The following is a 15,197-nucleotide window of genomic DNA, read 5'->3' as shown; positions in this document are numbered from 1 at the left end:
AAAGGAGGGCGATTAGATGACTACATTGACAAAACAATCGATTCAAGCAGAAATCCAACAAAATACAGATGAAGTGATCGCACTTAGACGTCATTTTCATCAATATCCAGAAGCTAGTTTAAAGGAATTTGAAACAATCAAACGAATCAAAGAAGAACTAAATAAACTAGGTATTCCATTTGAAGAAGTAGGCGAAACAGGTGTACTTGGAACCATTGAAGGAGCAAAACCTGGTAAAACAATTATTCTAAGAGCAGATATTGATGCGTTAGAATTGGAAGATGCTACAGGAAAAGAATACCAATCTAAAAATCCTGGATTAAATCATGCCTGTGGACATGATGGACATGCAGCAGCTTTGTTAGGTGCTGCAAAAGTGTTAAAAAACCATAAAGACGATTTTGCTGGAACCATCAAATTAGCTTTTCAGCCAGCAGAAGAAATCGGAGCAGGAGCTTGTCAATTTGTTGAGGGTGGTTTTGTAGAAGATATCGATCAAGTTTTCGGAATCCATTTAGATTCTAGTGTTCCTGTGGGAAAATTAGTGGCAACTAAAGGGGCAACCAATGCATCGTGTGATATTTTTAAAATTGAGGTCGAAGGACTAAGTAGTCATGTGGCACAACCAAATGTTGGCCGAGATGCTGTGTTGGCTGCAGCTAGCATTGTCGTTGAATTACAGAAAATTGCTGCAAGAGAGGTAAGTCCTTTAGACCCAATTGTTGTTGGCATTGGAGTACTTGATGCTGGAACGAGATATAATATTGTTGCTAACCATGCAAGAATCGAAGGAACAGTTCGAGCATTCAGCCATGAAACAAGAGCGTTCGTTTTAAAACGTGTAGAAGAAATAGCAAATCAAATTGCAGAAGCACACCGAACAAAAATCTCATCTTTTCATATCCATGATGCAGCAGGACCTTTGATCAATGATGATACTGCAACTGAATTAGCACAAAAAGTAGCGGCTGAAATCGTTGGAAGTGAAAATGTTGTCACTGATCATACGAAGAGCTTAGGTGCAGATGATTTTGCGGATTTTTTACTGAAAGCGCCAGGCGTATATGGAAGAGTAGGAACTCGGAATCTAGATAATCCAGATACACAATATGGCCATCACCATGAAAAATTTGATATCGATGAAGCAGGACTAGCATTGGCAACAGAATTTCACGTGCGTTATGCTCTGACTTATTTAAATTTATTTGAATCGTAATATGAAAAAACATAAGTATTGATACTGGAAAGAGTTCAATACTTATGTTTTTTCTTTATGTAAGACCAGTATTATTAAAAGTGTTGACTAGAGATATAAGAAAAATAATTCAATATATTGTACAAAGAGCGAAAGTATCGCTCAACAATATTCTTGCTTTTCAAAACAATTATGGTAGACTATTTTTGTAAAGAAAGGTGATTAAGAATGTTTTTTCTTTCAGATAAATTTGTGAAAAGAAGCAGCTCCCAACAGATGAATGTGATGAAGCATTGTTGTGGAGCCTAATAAAATGAACGCTTCATCGTCAAAATAAAGACTGAGTTTTTGAGACTAAGCGGTAGTCTTATTTAGTGTTGCTTTTGACGATGATCATGATTTTTATAGTGCTGAACAAAGGACAACGTGTTTCGTACGTTGTCCTTTGTCGATATGACAAGGGATAAGATAGGTGAACCTATTTGATCGCTTGTTTTTTTATCTGAATAAACAACAAATGACCTTTACGTTAAACGTACGAAAGCGTTGTGCAAAACAACTTTAATTTTTGAGTAGATAAAAACTGATAGTTACTGAAATTTACAATGAATGAAGAGCAAAGCATTTCAAAGGAAGCTTTGCAAAAATCGAAAAGAGGAATAAAAAAATGAGTTTATTAACAATCGAACATCTAACCCAACGTTTTGGCGAAAAAATTCTGTATGAAGATGCATCCCTTCGTGTCAATAAAGGTGATCATATGGGGCTAACTGGACAAAATGGTGTAGGGAAATCTACTTTAGTCAAGATCTTAACCGGTGAAATTTTGGCAGATGATGGTAGCATTACTTGGCAAAATAATACGAAAATCGGGTACTTGGATCAATACGTTGAGGTGATTGGCAATAGTACGATCAATGAATTTTTACATCAAGCGTACAAGGTACTTTATGAAATCGAAGAGAAGATAAATGAGTTGTACACAGAGTATGGTGAAACTGGTGCAGACAAATTGTTAGAGCGGGCAGGGAACTTACAAACGCAACTAGATGAAAGTGATTTTTATCAAATCGATCCGATCATCAATGATCTTGCGAATGGTTTAGGAATTGAAGCAATCGGATTAGAGCGACCAATGAATGAGTTAAGCGGTGGACAACGATCCAAAGTTATTTTGGCAAAGTTGCTACTAGAAGAACCTGATGTTTTATTATTAGATGAACCGACAAACTATTTAGATGATACTCATATTCAATGGCTGATCGATTATTTAAATGATTTTGATGGAACGTTTATTTTAGTGTCCCATGATTATCACTTTTTAAATGCTGTTACGAATTGTATTTGTGATATTGAATTTGGTAAATTAACGAAATATACAGGGAATGTGGAAAAATCTTTTGCTCAAAAGGAACAAAATAAAGAAAGCTACTTAAAACAATACCATGCCCAACAAGCAAAAATTGAAAAAGCAGAAGCCTATATTCGTAAATACAAGGCCGGCAATCGCGCGACTATGGCAAAAAGTCGACAAAAACAATTAGACCGTGTGGAACGTATGGCACCTCCAGGCAGTTTAATGAAACCACAAATTCAATTTCCCTATCAGCCAATCGTCGCAAGCCTAGCATTGATTACAGACGAATTAGTGATTGGATACAACGAACCATTATTAGCTCCGATCAATTTATCTGTGCATAGTGGAGAAAAAGTAGCCATAAAAGGATTTAACGGCATTGGTAAATCAACGCTGATCAAAACTCTAACTGGTAGAATTCAACCGATCAGTGGGGAGTATCAGTATCCAGCGAATACTAAAATCGCTTATTTCTCCCAAGAGTTGACGTGGGAAAATGACTATTTGACTCCATTAGCCTATTTAAGTGATTGCTTTCCTAAAAAAACAGTGAAAGAAATCCGTACGTATTTAGCGAAATGTGGATTGCCTGATAAGTTAGTAAATCAACAACTACGTCTACTAAGTGGGGGAGAACAAACAAAAGTAAAACTAAGTGAGCTGACAATGGATTCAAGTAATCTTATTTTCTTGGATGAACCAACGAATCATATTGATGCAGCAGCGAAAGACAGCTTGCGTCAAGCGATTCAACAGTATCAAGGAACGATTGTGATCGTTTCCCATGAGGAAGAATTTTATACAGATATCACAGATCGTGTCATCAATATTGAAGAAATGATTCGATAATAAAAGAGGTCGAGACAAAAGGTCTTATCTCCGATTATTCAGAGTTAAAGCCCGTAACAAAACTAACAAGCAGTTTTGTTACGGGCTCTTTTCTTATTTCATCAGTCCATCATGGATCTTATCTAAATTCCATTTCATCATGGCGTAATAACTGTCACCATCTTCGCCTTTTTTAGCGATAGAATCAGTAAAGATCGTACTGTAAATCGGTAAGTCTGTTTCTTTTGAAACTCGTTCCATACTACGTTTGTCTACACTTGTTTCAACAAATAGAGAAGGGACTTTTGTTTTATGAATTTTATCGATGATTTGTTTCATTTGATCTGGTGTTCCTTGACTTTCTGTATTGATTTCCCAAATGTAAGCAGCCGTCAATCCGTATGCTTTTGAGAAGTATTTAAAAGCACCTTCACTTGTGACTAGTAACTTTTTGTTTTCAGGAATATCTGCGAATTTTTCTTTGGCTTCTTTGTCTAAAGCAGACAGTTTTTCAATGTATTCTTTGGCATTTTTTTCATAGGTTTCTTTATTTTTAGGGTCTTTTTTGCTCAATGTATCTCTGATCGATTCTACATAAGCAATTCCGTTTTGGATATCTAACCAAGCATGTGGATCTTGTTCATTTTCTTGTCCAGCACTCGTTAAGTACATTGGTTCAACATTTTTACTAACGGAGAAAAAGTCTTGATCTTCTTTTTTCTTAGCTGTTTCCATTAGTTTGCTGAACCAGCCGTTTCCCCCTGTTTCTAAGTTTAGTCCATTGAAGAATAAAACGTCCGCTTCAGAGGCTTTGGCAACATCTTCCGGTAATGGTTCATATTCATGTGGATCTGTTCCAACTGGGACGATACTGTGTAAATTGACTAAATCTTTCCCCACATTATCGACCATATCAGCAAGAATCGAGTTAGTAGCAACAACATTGATTTTTTCTTTATCTGAGGTATCTGCAGATTTAGACTGACAAGCAGCTAGTAAAAATAAACTAGCTAGTGCCGTAATAAAAAGTATTTTCTTTCTCATAATGTAGGTTCCTCCGTTTTCTGTTTATTGATAAAAAATAAGCCTTTTTTAGGGGAAAATAGAAAAGCGATAATGAAAAATGCTGCTGCGGTTAAAACGATCGTAGCACCTGAAGCTAAGTTATATGAATAACTAAAGAATAAACCGATGATCGAGCTTAGTATCCCAAAAAGAGAAGCTAAAGCAATCATTGTAGGCAAGTGATTCGTCAACAAGTAAGCAGTAGCGGCAGGTGTGATCAACATAGCAATCACTAGAATCGTTCCCACTGTTTGTAAAGATGAAACAGCCACTAATGTTAATAAAAACATCAATGCATAATGGAAAAATTGAACATTTAGCCCATAAGCTTGCGCCATTGTTGGATCAAAAGAGGTGATTTGTAGCTCTTTATAGAACAAGCCAACAAAGATCAACACGATGATTCCAACGACAACAGTAATCAAAATATCAGAATCTCGAACGGCTAAAACATTCCCGAAGAGAATATGATAAAGGTCAGTTGAACTTTTTGCGAATGAGATCATAATGATTCCTAACGCGAAAAATGAACTAAAAACAACACCAATAGCTGTATCATTTTTTAACTGACTTTTTTGAGTGATAAACCCAATCAATAAAGCCGCTAAAATACCAAAAATCGAAGCGCCGAAAATATAATTGACACCAAACATATAAGAAGCAGCAACTCCAGGTAAGACAGCATGAGAGATGGCATCTCCCATCAAAGACATTCCTCGTAATACGATAAACGACCCAATGATTCCTGAAACCAATCCAACGATGATCGAGGTAATCAAAGCATTTTGTAAAAATTGGTAGCGAATCAGCCCGTCAATAAAATTTGTAATCATGCATCAGCCACTCCTTTGATAATGATATCGCCCATTGTTTCACCATATGCTAATTGGATATTTTTATTTGTAAATGTAGTTGCAACGGGTCCACAAGCAATTAGTTTTTTCTTTAAGATGATAACTTCGTCAAAATAGTGAGCGACTTTGTGAAGATCATGATGGACGATCACGATCGTTTTTCCAGCATCTTTTAATTGTTTTAGAATATCCATGATGACTTTTTCACTCGTCATGTCAATGCCGACAAAAGGTTCATCTAATACAATAATATCAGCTTCTTGAGCAAGTACTCTGGCAATAAATACCCGTTGTAATTGCCCACCAGATAACTCACCAATCTGGCGCTTAGCAAATTCTTCCAGCTGTACTGTCTTAAGCGCTTTTAAGGCTTGTTCCTTTTCTTGTTTTTTAGGGCGCTTCATCAATCCTAATTTTGGATAGGTACCTAGAAGAACAACCTCCAAAACATTGATGGGAAAAGACAGGTCTAATGCGCTGCGTTGTTCCACGTAAGCGATTCGTTTCTTTTGAGTATCAAGAAGTTGTTCTCCTAATAAAACTGTTCTTGAATCTGTTTTAAGTAATCCAAGCATTCCTTTTAGAAAGGTAGATTTTCCCGCACCATTTGGCCCGATAATTCCTGTGATTTTTCCAGCGGGAATTTGTAAAGAAATATCGTTTAAGACCTTTTGCCCTTGATAACTAACTGATAAATGTTTGATTGTAAGAATATTATTATTTATAGACATAAAAAAACCTCCTTTTTAGGTTTGCCTTAAAATCAGTATAAGATAAACTTAAATTAAAATCAATCCATTTTTTAGGTTAGCCTAAAAATAAATAAAAAAAGTAAGTGGGACATAACTTTTCGAGTCATATCCCACTCATTTAGAATCTGTATAAACGCTTCTGTTCTAACTTTCATTTCTTACTATCATTTACTTTGATAAGGTCCAAGTAAATTGAAAATCGATTTTGCTAATTCTGAATGTGTGTTATCTTTAGGGTATTGATTGGATAATAAGATTACGGCATTTTGAAGATCTTTTGAAACCATTGCATTTGATTCAAAACCACCTTCTGTACCATGTCCTTTAATATAGTAAGGGAAATTGTAAAGTCCACCCATGTATTTTGTCTCAGTGTCAGGCGTCCAAAGTTCATCGATAATTTGTTGGTCAACAATTTTCCCTTCAAATAAACTAGAATAAAATAAATAAAGATCGCCAACAGTCATCCCAACATTTCCCGTACCAATTTCTTGATCGAATGTTAAGGTATCATCACGGATGATAGAACCAAAATTTTTACCATCAACTTTCTCATAGGCATAGGTTCGGTTACTTGACTTGATGAAGTCATTATAAAAGCAGGTATGAGATAATTTAAGACCTTGGTTGAATGTTTGAGTAAATAAAGTTCGGTAAGAAGTGCCAGTCAATTGTTCTAGAATACCAACTAAAATTGAATAGTTGACCGCCTCATATTTATATTTTCCATAGACACCCATCACTGCATTTGAAATCGAAAATTGAAGAAAGGCATCATCAGACATCATAATTGTCGGCTTGATTTTTTGATATAAGCCGGAAGTCATCGAAAGTAATTGGCGAATCGTGATTTTTTCACTACCTTCAATAGTTGGATAAAAACGATCTAAAGTGTCATCTAATGAGAGCTTCTGTGCTTGTACTTGTTGTAAAATAAGAGAAGCAGTAAAGGCTTTTTGAATTGACCCAATTTGAAATGTAGATTCGTAAGTGTTGGGACGATTTTCCGAAAAATTCGCGTAACCAAACCCTTTCTGCAAAATAATCTGTCCATTGTGAATAACAAGAACGGTACCGATAAATTGTTTATCTTCCAATTCCTGATTTATTTCATTAGCAAAATCAGAAGTGGGTTGGACTTCTTTATTAAAATTTTCTGCTTGTTGTGCATCTGGTGTAAGGGATGTAGAAGACTGTGTTGTCTCTGTGATGGACTCACTTGAACCAGTTTGAGAAGCAGGTGTAGTCCGATTTTGAAAAAATAAAAGATAAAGTTCTATTCCTACCAAAATGATTAAGAGCAAAATAATTAATATGGGCGTATAAGGGCTTCTTTTTTTATGATGTTTCTTGTAGTGCATGTCTTCGACCACCTCCGATTAGTACTTATTTTACTTGTACAATGGAGAAACGCAAGATGATTGTATAGGATTTAACGAACACTTTTGTAAGCACAAATTTAATTCGATTAAAAGTCGTTGGATTTTCATATATTTGTCACAGGAAAGAAAAAGATCCATGATTTTTTATGGAATCAGTGTTAAAATAGAAAATGAAGTGTTTAATTATAAGAATAGAAAAATATCTAGATCACGGAGGAAATCATGACCCAAAAATACCAGGATAAAACATTACGAATCTTTAGTTTGAATGCAAATCGCCCTTTAGCAGAGAAAATTGCTGAAGTCGTCGGGACTGAACTAGGAAAAAGCACGGTGCGTCAGTTTAGTGATGGAGAGATTCAAATCAATATTGAAGAGAGTATTCGTGGGGACCATGTTTTTCTTGTTCAATCAACCAATCTTCCTGTCAATGACAACTTAATGGAGTTGTTGATTATGATCGATGCGTTAAAACGAGCAAGTGCTAAAACAATCAATGTGGTATTACCTTATTATGGGTATGCCAGACAGGATCGGACTGCTAAACCAAGAGAACCGATCACAGCAAAATTAGTGGCTAATTTATTAGAAGAAGCCGGTGCAACGCGCGTACTGACGCTAGATCTACATACAGTTCAAGTTCAAGGATTTTTTGATATTCCAGTAGATAATCTGTTTACAATGCCATTATTTGCCCATAATTATCGTGAGCAGCAATTGACAGGGGAAGATATCGTTGTCGTTTCTCCTAAAAATAGCGGTGTACAGCGTGCGAGAAGCTTGTCTGAATACTTAGATGCGACGTTAGCAATCGTGGATCAAGATGAAGTTGATGGTGTACGCTCAGGTTATGTTATTGGTGAGGTCAAAGGCAAGACATGTATTTTAGTAGACGACATTTTAAATTCCGGCGGTACGATGGCGACAGCTGCAGAGATTTTAAAAGAAAATGGGGCAAAACGTATCTATGCTTGTGCTTCTCATGGGTTACTATCTAAAGGAGCTAAAGAAACCTTAGATGCATCACCAATTGAACAGATTTGTGTGACTGATTCTGTCTTTATTTCTGAAGACCGTAAACCAGTTGCGTTGAATATTGTTTCTTGTGCTGAGCTGATGGGCGAAGCAGTAAAACGAATTCATGAAAATACACCAATGAGTCCGTTATTTCGTTTAGAAGAAAAATAAACATCGTAATCTGTTTAAATCAAGAAAGAAGTTCAGCTATTGCTTTAGACTGGACTTCTTTTTAGTATTTATTTGGTTAAATAAAAGTACTTATTAAAAATGATACAAGCAAAGGAAAGGGGCTACACGTGTGAAAGAACAGAAAAAGGGAGTTTTATTAGGCTTTATTGCATATGTATTTTGGGGGATCATTCCGATTTATTGGAAGTTATTGCCTACAGTCGATCCGTTGGATATATTATGTTATCGCATCGTTTGGTCTTTTCTATTTATGATCGTTTATATTTTAGTGACGAAGAGATGGTCGTTATTTTTAGCCGAGGTCAAAATGGTTATACAAGATAAGAAAAAATTATTTGCTATTATTTGTGCGGCTATTTTGATTTCAGTAAATTGGTTCACCTTTATTTATACAGTTAGTCAAGGGCACGTTACCCAAGCGAGTTTGGGCTATTATATGAATCCACTAGTGAACGTTTTATTGGCAACTCTGATTTTGAAAGAGAAATTAAGTCGTTCAGGGATGATTGCATGCGGATTAGCTTTGCTGGGGGTTCTTTTACTAACGATTCAAACAGGTGAAATTCCGTTAGCGCCACTTATCATGGCTGTGACATTTAGTTTTTATGGATTGATCAAAAAAGGAGTTACTGTGAGTTCGTATACAGGGTTGACGATTGAAACATTTGTCATTTTACCCGTGGCTTTGGTCTATCTACTATTCTTTTCACGACAAGGATTTATGCACTACGAACTATCTACTAATCTGCTGCTGATGGGTGCAGGAGTCGTTACGGCAATTCCTTTATTGCTTTTTGCACAAGCGGCAAAACAGATTTCTTATATTATTTTAGGCTTTATTCAGTATGTAGGACCAACCTTAATGCTGATATCTGCACTATTTTTATACCATGAGCCTTATTCAGCCGATCAATTTATCGCATTTGGTTTTATTTGGGCAGGGATAGCTGTTTTTACGTATGGCAATATTTATACGTATCGAAAAGAAAAACGTTTTGTAAAATAGTTGATAAAAGAATCATTCTTTGAGGAACATTTCCAGTTATGTTAAACTAATCCCATTAAAAAGGATTCAGAAAGGACGAGTTCAGTGGAAACCATTTATTTAGATCATGCAGCAACAACACCTGCGCATACAGCAGTTATTGAGATAATGGCCAGTGAAATGGCCAATACATTTGGCAATCCGTCTAGTATCCATACATTTGGCAGACAAGCCCATCGTAAGTTAGAAGATATCCGTCAAGTGATTGCGGCAAGCCTTGAAGTAAAGCCACACGAGATTATCTTTAATAGTGGTGGAACAGAAGGGGACAACACGGCAATCATTGAGACGGCATTTTCTAGAAAAGAGCAGGGAATGCATCTGATTACAACAGCGATCGAGCATCCTGCTGTTTTAGAAACAATGAAGTATCTGGAAGAGTTGGGGTTTGAAGTGACCTATCTACCTGTTGACATAGATGGAAATCTGTCCATCGCAGATTTTGAAGCTGCTTTGCGGGATGATACAATTTTGGTTTCCGTGATGTATGGCAATAATGAAATTGGTAATTTAATGCCGATCAAAGAAATCGGGGAATTATTAAAAGAACATCCAGCAATTTTTCATACAGATGCTGTACAAGCATATGGCTCTGAGCGGATTTTACCACATGAATTAGGGATTGATTTATTGAGTATTTCTGCTCATAAAATCAATGGACCAAAAGGTGTAGGCTTCTTATTTAAAAATGATGCCATTTCTTTACCGTCATTTTTACACGGTGGAGAACAAGAAGAAAAACGCCGAGCAGGGACGGAAAATTTAGCTGGTATTGCTGGAATGGGCAAAGCAGTCGAACTTTTGACAGAGACTGAAAAAGAAATACGGCATGAAAAGTATATCAAATTTGAACGAATTATTTTAACTGAACTGGATAAAGCTCAGATTGATTATCGGATCAATGGTAATCCTGAAAATAAGCTGGCTCATATTTTAAATGTACAATTTAAAGGCATACCAAGTGATTTATTGTTGATGCACTTAGATTTACAAGGTGTGGCGATATCAACAGGTTCAGCTTGTACTGCAGGCACAGTCGATCCTTCTCATGTTCTACAAGCGATGTATGGCGAAAATGATCCAGCCATCAAGGAATCTGTACGAATCAGTTTTGGATTAGGAAATGATGAAGCACAGATCCAACGATTAACAGCTATATTAGTCGACATAATTCAAAAAATTAAGTAGTAATTAAAGAAAAGTCAGATTAGAACTAGCAAAAAGAAAGCGTACCAACTATAATAAAAGAGACAATAAATAAAGAGGTGGAAAAATGGCATTTAAAGAAAAAGCAACAGTAGAAGGTTGTACGGTATTTTATAAAGTAAATGAACAAGCAAAAAAATACACGTTAAAAGATAATGGCTTCACTGAAACAAATTCAGGGAATTTTCAGTTGATTCGTCCATTGGATGCAACACCCCAAAGTAAAGAAGGCTTTAAATTAAAAATCACGATCGCAGAAGATTTAAAAACATTGAAAATGTCTGTGACAACAGCTAACGGCTTAAAATCAATGAATATCTTCAAAAGTGAATCTCATGCAATGAGTCAAGAGAAGTTTTATTTCTTGATGGATGGTATGATCAGTCGCGGGGTTTTTGAGAAAGCATAATGCTATATTCTGAAAATAAGACAAGATCGACAAGGTCTTGTCTTATTTTTTTGCGTTCAAAATGAAGAATAATTTTACTGAGAAGCAAGTTGTTCACTCTTAATACCTTTACTTCTTCAAAAATACTAGTATAATAAGTATCACTGAAAAGTTACGACCTTCAAATCGTAGATGCATTCAGAATCTAAATTGAAATGATGGTGATCAAATGACAGATAACAGCAAAACTCGTGTTGTTGTGGGCATGAGCGGAGGTGTAGATTCTTCTGTTACAGCACTGCTTTTAAAAGAGCAAGGCTATGATGTCGTGGGTATCTTTATGAAAAACTGGGATGACACGGATGAAAATGGTGTGTGTACAGCTACCGAAGATTACAAGGATGTAGCGAAAGTTGCCGACCAAATCGGTATTCCTTACTATTCTGTAAACTTTGAAAAGGAATATTGGGATCGCGTATTTGAATATTTTCTTAAAGAATATCGCTTGGGACGGACGCCAAATCCTGATGTGATGTGTAATAAAGAAATTAAATTCAAAGCTTTTTTAGAGTATGCGATGCAACTAGGGGCAGATTATGTAGCAACTGGACATTATGCCCAAGTAGAACGAAAAGAAGACGGCACCGTACGTATGTTACGTGGTGTGGATAATAATAAAGATCAAACATATTTCTTGAGTCAATTGTCTCAAGCGCAATTAGCTAAAACGATGTTTCCTTTAGGAGGCATGGAAAAATCAGAAGTTCGAGCAATCGCAGAACGTGCTGATTTAGCAACTGCAAAGAAAAAAGATTCAACAGGTATTTGTTTTATCGGAGAAAAGAACTTCAAACAATTTTTAAGTACCTATTTACCTGCTAACAAAGGGAATATGGTTACTTTAGATGGAGAAATCAAAGGGCAACATGATGGTTTGATGTATTATACGATCGGACAACGCCAAGGCTTAGGAATTGGCGGCGGCAAAGGCTCACAAGAACCTTGGTTTGTAGTGGGAAAAGATCTAGCAACGAACACATTATATGTTGGACAAGGGTTTCATCATGAACAATTATACGCAACGCATTTAGATGCAAGTGAAATTCATTTCACAGTGGATACAGAAATGCCAAGAGAATTTGAATGTACAGCGAAATTCCGTTATCGTCAAGATGATATTCCAGTTAAAGTTGTGTTAACGGGTGATGGAACAACAGCTAAAGTTATTTTTTCAGAACCAGTTCGAGCAATCACTCCAGGACAAGCAGTCGTATTTTATGATGGGATGGAATGTCTTGGTGGCGGTTTGATCGATCAAGCGTATCAAGAAGAAAAAGTGTTGCAATATATTTAATCAAAAAACGAGTAGAGACTTTTTCCTACTCGTTTTTTTGATTATAGTTACGAAAATATGCTCTCGATTCTGGTGAAACAATAAGGTAAAGCATTGAAAATAACTCAACGACACGAAATGCTAGCATAATCATTTTCGGAAACATACTGACCATCATTGGTGGGTAAAAGTACATTAAAAAAATAAATGGAATGAAAAGTATAGAGATGACGTAGCCTTTTTTTCCCCCTGTTATCAATCCAGCTATTTCAATAATATAAATTAGAAAAACAGCTATTTGATACCAAATATCTGATCCAAAGCTTCCATTTCCTTCAACTACAGTTTTCAATGCCAAGATCAACGATAGGATGAGCAAAATATTATTATATAATAGTAAATAAATAGCTATCGAATTCCAAAATACAGGTTTTTTCATAATTAGAAACGTTCCTTTCTATTCTTTTCATATTTTAGCAAATGCTCTTTCTATTCGCAATGATAGAAAGAGAAAAACAAGTTTATTCTTACGGCTATTCCAATTTGTGGTAAACTTAAAATAATGAACGTTTAAACAAAAAAGTATTTCACAAGCACTTAAGTTGAAAGTTTCCCCCTAAGTGACTAAAATAGCTCTTGTAGAAAGAATTGGAGTGATAGATCAATGTACCAAGTGGTTACCATGTACGGCGATAATGAGCCTTGGTGGTTTTTTGAGGACTGGCAAGAAGATATCGAAGAAAATAGAACATTTGACTCTTTAGAAGATGCGGAACGTTACTACATAAAACAATGGCAAGAACTTTCTTCAACATATGAGTACATAAATACAAAAGTGAATTACTTAGCAGCGTTTTGGAACAATGGTGACGAACGCTGGTGTGAAGAATGCGATGAAGATCTGCAACAATATAAAGGATTAGCTTTGTTAAAAGATCTGCAGGCTGTGACATTCGAAAGTGGCGATGATTTTCATGAACGCCATAATGATTGTGCGAAGCCGAAATGTTGTAAATCGAGCTTAGTTTAAAAAAATTAAGAAAAATATAGAGAGTAAGATAATGGGAACATTATCTTACTCTCTATATTTTCGTTTTCTGAAGAAGTAGATAACTGAGAAAATGAGGCAATCAAAAAAGAGTGATTCAAAGTGCCACGGATCATTACTAATAATACTTCTATAAGGTACTCCACTAGAAATGATTGGACGATAGTGAAAGCCACTATTTGGTATCATATTCGCTGCGATGCCAAGAACAAATTGAAGCGTATGCACTATGAAGAGCGTAATCATTGCATAAACTAAGGAGTCTAAAACAGTTTTTTTCTCTAATTCATCCAGACGACCTTTCTTTACTTGAACCAAGGCTTTAATAGCATTAAAAATTGAGCTAATTGTAAAAACCCCTATTAGTAATAAAATAGTGGCTTGTGTTATTTGTAAAGCTGTATTCATTTATTCTTCCTCCTCTAGCTGAAAAATTTCTTCAACATGCATATTAAAATATTTCGCTATTTTTAAAGATAGCTCCAAGCTTGGATTATACTTTGTTTTTTCAATAGCATTCATGGTTTGTCTAGAAACGCCTAAATCAGTGGCCATCTGAATTTGGGTTATTTTCTTACTTTCACGTATTTCTTTGATCTTATTATGAACGTTCATGATAGTAAACTCCTAATTTTTAGTAAAGATATCTTTACTTTATTTTAGCATAGTTAAATCGGTTCGTAAAGATATCTTTACGTTATTTTGAACAAAAAAAGAAAAGCAACGAATAAACTTTAAAAAGTTGCTTTTCTTCACACTAGTTCAGACTAATCTTTACAAACCCATTTTCCATCTTCCATAGTACAAGAACCATTTTCCGATTCACCATTTTCGATCACTTCAATAATCGGTGTCTCTTTTTCTTTGATTGTCTCAATTGCTTGGATGATTTGATCCATTGGCTGGGCGCCGTTGATCAGATATTTTCCATTAACGATCAACGCTGGAACACCACTAAGTTGATAGGCATTTGCTAAACGAAAATCATCTTCAACTAAGGCTAACGTTTCTGGATTAATAAAAGCTTGCTGCCATTTTTCAAAATCAATGGAACTGTTTTTGACGATTGATTCAATCACGGCAATGTCATCAATATTTTGACTATCGACGAATAATCCTGTTTGTAATGCATCAAACATGTCCCAATAACTAGCTTCTCCGCCTACAACTCCTGCCGCTTTTGCAGCCAGTAAGCCATTCATAGAAGTTGGAAAAAGAAAGTCAGCTGCTCTCATTCCTTCAATGTTAAATCGATGAAGGTCATCATTTTGATTCGCATGAACCCAGTGGGATAGGATTTCATTTTTAGCATTTTCTCTAGAACCAAACATCCGCTCATGATCTTCCTCATCTCTAGCTAAAGCAAAAGAGCGATGGATGATGTTTAATTCAGGCATCTCTTTTTGAATTTGTCTCATTCTATACGACATTGGAAAACAGAAACTACAGATAACGTCGTGAAAAAACTCAATTGTAATCATAGTATCTCCTTGATAATCTTTATTTCTATACACTTACAATTAGTAAGTATATAG

Annotated in this window: 16 protein-coding genes; 8 read left to right on the top strand and 8 right to left on the bottom strand. The window is 35.7% G+C overall.

The window, feature by feature from the left end; all coding sequences use genetic code 11:
* Positions 1-16 precede the first annotated feature (16 nt).
* Positions 17-1,216, top strand: coding sequence for an amidohydrolase (locus AC4BB7_RS12925; RefSeq protein WP_490483310.1), 1,200 nt, complete (start codon positions 17-19; stop codon positions 1,214-1,216).
* A 646-nt stretch (positions 1,217-1,862) separates the two neighbouring features.
* On the top strand, positions 1,863-3,401 hold the full coding sequence (locus AC4BB7_RS12920) for an ABC-F family ATP-binding cassette domain-containing protein (protein ID WP_490483309.1): 1,539 nt from the start codon (positions 1,863-1,865) through the stop codon (positions 3,399-3,401).
* A 93-nt stretch (positions 3,402-3,494) separates the two neighbouring features.
* On the opposite strand, the gene efaA is transcribed toward AC4BB7_RS12920, so the two are convergent.
* The 4 genes from efaA to AC4BB7_RS12900 all read right to left on the bottom strand — a co-directional run bounded on the left by efaA (position 3,495) and on the right by AC4BB7_RS12900 (position 7,412).
* Complete coding sequence (gene efaA, locus AC4BB7_RS12915) at positions 3,495-4,424, bottom strand: Mn/Fe ABC transporter substrate-binding lipoprotein EfaA (RefSeq protein WP_490483308.1); 930 nt, start codon at positions 4,422-4,424, stop codon at positions 3,495-3,497.
* Positions 4,421-5,278, bottom strand: coding sequence for a metal ABC transporter permease (locus AC4BB7_RS12910; RefSeq protein WP_490483307.1), 858 nt, complete (start codon positions 5,276-5,278; stop codon positions 4,421-4,423). Before AC4BB7_RS12910 ends, efaA begins: the two co-directional genes overlap by 4 nt.
* Positions 5,275-6,030 carry a metal ABC transporter ATP-binding protein gene (locus AC4BB7_RS12905; RefSeq protein ID WP_490483306.1) on the bottom strand — a complete coding sequence of 252 codons (756 nt, stop codon included), beginning with the start codon at positions 6,028-6,030 and terminating at the stop codon, positions 5,275-5,277. Before AC4BB7_RS12905 ends, AC4BB7_RS12910 begins: the two co-directional genes overlap by 4 nt.
* A gap of 185 nt (positions 6,031-6,215) precedes the next feature.
* Positions 6,216-7,412, bottom strand: coding sequence for a serine hydrolase domain-containing protein (locus AC4BB7_RS12900; RefSeq protein WP_490483305.1), 1,197 nt, complete (start codon positions 7,410-7,412; stop codon positions 6,216-6,218).
* Positions 7,413-7,655: 243 nt separating this feature from the next.
* On the opposite strand from AC4BB7_RS12900, the gene AC4BB7_RS12895 reads away from it, so the two are divergent.
* The 5 genes from AC4BB7_RS12895 (at position 7,656) to mnmA (ending at position 12,635) form a co-directional block, all read left to right on the top strand.
* Positions 7,656-8,621 carry a ribose-phosphate diphosphokinase gene (locus AC4BB7_RS12895; protein ID WP_086313886.1) on the top strand — a complete coding sequence of 322 codons (966 nt, stop codon included), beginning with the start codon at positions 7,656-7,658 and terminating at the stop codon, positions 8,619-8,621.
* A gap of 130 nt (positions 8,622-8,751) precedes the next feature.
* Positions 8,752-9,648 carry an EamA family transporter RarD gene (gene rarD / locus AC4BB7_RS12890; RefSeq protein WP_086313885.1) on the top strand — a complete coding sequence of 299 codons (897 nt, stop codon included), beginning with the start codon at positions 8,752-8,754 and terminating at the stop codon, positions 9,646-9,648.
* Between the two features lie 84 nt (positions 9,649-9,732).
* On the top strand, positions 9,733-10,875 hold the full coding sequence (locus tag AC4BB7_RS12885; RefSeq protein WP_490483304.1) for a cysteine desulfurase family protein: 1,143 nt from the start codon (positions 9,733-9,735) through the stop codon (positions 10,873-10,875).
* Between the two features lie 85 nt (positions 10,876-10,960).
* The gene (locus AC4BB7_RS12880; RefSeq protein WP_086313883.1) at positions 10,961-11,302 is read left to right on the top strand and encodes a DUF1831 domain-containing protein; all 342 of its coding nucleotides are present in this window, start codon (positions 10,961-10,963) and stop codon (positions 11,300-11,302) included.
* Positions 11,303-11,510: 208 nt separating this feature from the next.
* Positions 11,511-12,635, top strand: a complete 1,125-nt coding sequence (mnmA, locus tag AC4BB7_RS12875) for a tRNA 2-thiouridine(34) synthase MnmA (RefSeq protein ID WP_086313882.1) — start codon at positions 11,511-11,513, stop codon at positions 12,633-12,635.
* Positions 12,636-12,660: 25 nt separating this feature from the next.
* Here mnmA and AC4BB7_RS12870 read toward each other — a convergent pair whose 3' ends face one another.
* On the bottom strand, positions 12,661-13,053 hold the full coding sequence (locus tag AC4BB7_RS12870; RefSeq protein WP_490483303.1) for a hypothetical protein: 393 nt from the start codon (positions 13,051-13,053) through the stop codon (positions 12,661-12,663).
* A 225-nt stretch (positions 13,054-13,278) separates the two neighbouring features.
* Between AC4BB7_RS12870 and AC4BB7_RS12865 the strand changes: the two genes are divergently transcribed.
* On the top strand, positions 13,279-13,644 hold the full coding sequence (locus tag AC4BB7_RS12865) for a DUF1033 family protein (protein ID WP_086313880.1): 366 nt from the start codon (positions 13,279-13,281) through the stop codon (positions 13,642-13,644).
* Between the two features lie 45 nt (positions 13,645-13,689).
* Here the strand turns inward: AC4BB7_RS12865 and AC4BB7_RS12860 are convergent, their stop codons facing one another.
* From AC4BB7_RS12860 to AC4BB7_RS12850, 3 genes are all read right to left on the bottom strand, one after another.
* Entirely contained in the window at positions 13,690-14,070 is a 381-nt protein-coding gene (locus AC4BB7_RS12860) for a hypothetical protein (RefSeq protein ID WP_490483302.1), read from the bottom strand.
* Positions 14,071-14,277 (bottom strand): helix-turn-helix transcriptional regulator, encoded by a 207-nt coding sequence (locus AC4BB7_RS12855; RefSeq protein ID WP_010771364.1) that lies wholly within the window; start codon positions 14,275-14,277, stop codon positions 14,071-14,073.
* A gap of 152 nt (positions 14,278-14,429) precedes the next feature.
* Complete coding sequence (locus AC4BB7_RS12850; RefSeq protein WP_490483301.1) at positions 14,430-15,143, bottom strand: DsbA family oxidoreductase; 714 nt, start codon at positions 15,141-15,143, stop codon at positions 14,430-14,432.
* Between the last annotated feature and the right edge of the window lie 54 nt (positions 15,144-15,197).

Source organism: Enterococcus sp. AAFC-DPL-5182, assembly GCF_058216605.1.
This window is presented reverse-complemented; position numbering and strand designations above follow the sequence as displayed.